Raw genomic sequence first — 2,282 nt, 5'->3', positions numbered from 1 at the left:
TGTATTATGGTCACACTGGAGCCATCCGATGCTCATAGAGTGTCCCATACTAGCCTAACGTAGAGCTCAACCGCGCCGTGTAAAACAGTTTCGCACCATTCACGTTTTTAGCTCTGCAAGTTCATCGGACAACGAACGGTATCGCGTCGGATGAAGCGCCTTGTTCGGCCACTATCCTTCAGTTGCGTGATCACTATTCCTTCGCTTCACAAGGTCAATTCGCCTCGCAACTATTCGCGCAGGCCACTGACTCATGTGACCGTATCCATCGTCCCACCCATCTACTTCAGATGCTTTCGATACCTCATAGCGCCCCAACACAACGACACGCTTACCAGCCCAACGCTGCAGAACTTCTTCATCGAAAGAAAAGGCCCCTTCAGCATCTATCCAAATGCTTGATTCATAGCGATTCTCTCTCCGCTCAGACTTTGGCCAATGATTAAGCGATATATCTTCAAAATCGAAGAAGAGTATCCCTTCAATTTCGAAGCATTCACCGTTCTTGGCCTTACCAAGATCCAAAGCTTGATTAACTGATAGAGTGCTCATTCTTATTATTGCCGAACGTAGAGCTCAACCGCTGCGTGTGAAACAGTCGAATATCGAGCAAGGTTTTAACTGTAAAATGGTCTCCGACTACGAACGGTTAACAGTCGGATGAAGCGCCTTGTTCGCTTACATTATTAATATGTGTCTGGAACATGCCCTTCAACTTTCACTTCAGGGGATTTGTATATGGGGATCTCTCTATCTGGATACGATCCTACATTAGAAATACCGCTCCAAAACGTGCCGCCACCCCATAGAATAGCGCCATATGCGACGATGCCTAAACCTCCGAATGAAAAGGCCAACACCAAGCTCAAAATCGTGACGATTGATCCAACCAACAGAATGGCACCGCCAATAAAGACTCTGCTACTATACTTCTCTCTCAATCGTTGATTCTCCTCTGGTCCCCATTTAAGATTCGCAGGGTTATACTTCTTCTCCATGCCTGCGACAATGTTGCACGCCCATTCTCTCGGCCAGCCATTGTGTTCGAGGAGCGCGACAACCTTCTTCGGCTTGCTTCTTCCGAGTTCCTCCAAGACGTCTGACTTGTGAGCCAGGACTGCGTCACGAAAATTGTCTTCAACGAGTTTCATTTCTTATTATTAGCGAACGTAGAGGTCTGCCGCCGCGTGTAAAACAGTCGCAGACCAAGTGAATTTATTAACTGTAAAACGGACTCGGACTAAGGACGGTTAACGGTCGTCAGCACCGCCTTGTTCGGTCTATTTTTTACGTGGTCTTTGTAGGGCTAGTTGTCGGAAATCCTTAATCTTCATTTTCTTATCGTCCATGTTAATGACCATACTGGTTTCTTCATATTTTCGGGATTTCTTCAACCGTGAATAATACTTAGTAAGTGACCCATCTGGATGTCTTGTATAATGCAAAAAAAACAGGGATCCCATTGGAAAAATAGGATGATCGGAAACCTTCAATCGAGCTTTTATAAATTCGTCATGCTTACCCCAAAAAAACTCGTGAGGCTTGAGTATGTGGAAACCATCATCAGGATGTTCTACGACCTCAGCAATAAAACAGTAGTCACTCGAAAAAAGTGATTTTTGCCATTGCGGTAGTTCTTTCGGCTCTGCTGAACAAAGCACACTGTTTAACGTGATGATAAACAGAATAAATGTGATTGTGTATTTCTTCATATTATTCTTACCGAACGTAGAGCTCAACCGCTGCGTGTAAAACAGTCGCAAATCGAGCATGGTTTTAACTGTAAAATGGCCTCCGACTACGAACGGTTAACAGTCGGATGAAGCGCCTTGTTAGACCAAATTTTTGTCTAGCGATGACTCGATCCATGAATCAAATCCAAGGCCAAATGCCGTGCTTCGAAAATTAGGGTAATTCTCGTTCCCCATTCGCATAATCAATTCACCAGGAACATCTAAATCGATCATATATTCCCTCAATTCAGAATCTACGCCTAAAACGAAAAATACTGGGTCGAGTGGCTTTCCGTCAGATGCAGCGATACGACATTGTAGGTTGGCTTCGATGATCTGCTTCTTAGACTGATATAAGATCCCCTTATTCGATGACCCTTCCATATACCTCTTATAGGCCTCAGGTAATAGAACACCCAATTCCTTCTCGATGTCAGCGAGTTCTTCTTTCTTCATTCTTGTCTAACGTAAAATTCGGCCGCCGATAAATCAATGGTCGAATATGTAGAATGTCCCATGCGTGTAGAATGTTTCTCGGACTAGGGACGG

4 protein-coding genes are annotated in these 2,282 nt (G+C 44.5%); all 4 read right to left on the bottom strand.

Translation table 11 applies throughout. From position 1 onward, the window contains the following. Positions 1-171: 171 nt before the first annotated feature. The 4 genes from JO972_RS16665 to JO972_RS16650 all read right to left on the bottom strand — a co-directional run bounded on the left by JO972_RS16665 (position 172) and on the right by JO972_RS16650 (position 2,189). On the bottom strand, positions 172-552 hold the full coding sequence (locus JO972_RS16665) for a hypothetical protein (RefSeq protein WP_309491220.1): 381 nt from the start codon (positions 550-552) through the stop codon (positions 172-174). A 134-nt stretch (positions 553-686) separates the two neighbouring features. Next, entirely contained in the window at positions 687-1,151 is a 465-nt protein-coding gene (locus tag JO972_RS16660; protein ID WP_309491219.1) for a hypothetical protein, read from the bottom strand. A 129-nt stretch (positions 1,152-1,280) separates the two neighbouring features. Next, on the bottom strand, positions 1,281-1,712 hold the full coding sequence (locus JO972_RS16655) for a hypothetical protein (protein WP_309491218.1): 432 nt from the start codon (positions 1,710-1,712) through the stop codon (positions 1,281-1,283). 120 nt (positions 1,713-1,832) lie between these two features. After that, on the bottom strand, positions 1,833-2,189 hold the full coding sequence (locus JO972_RS16650) for an SMI1/KNR4 family protein (RefSeq protein WP_309491217.1): 357 nt from the start codon (positions 2,187-2,189) through the stop codon (positions 1,833-1,835). Positions 2,190-2,282: the final 93 nt, after the last annotated feature.

It is taken from the genome of Oceaniferula flava (genome assembly GCF_016811075.1).
Taxonomy (GTDB): domain Bacteria; phylum Verrucomicrobiota; class Verrucomicrobiia; order Verrucomicrobiales; family Akkermansiaceae; genus Oceaniferula; species Oceaniferula flava.
Note: the sequence above shows the minus strand (reverse complement) of the source record. Positions and strands in the feature narration are given on the sequence as shown.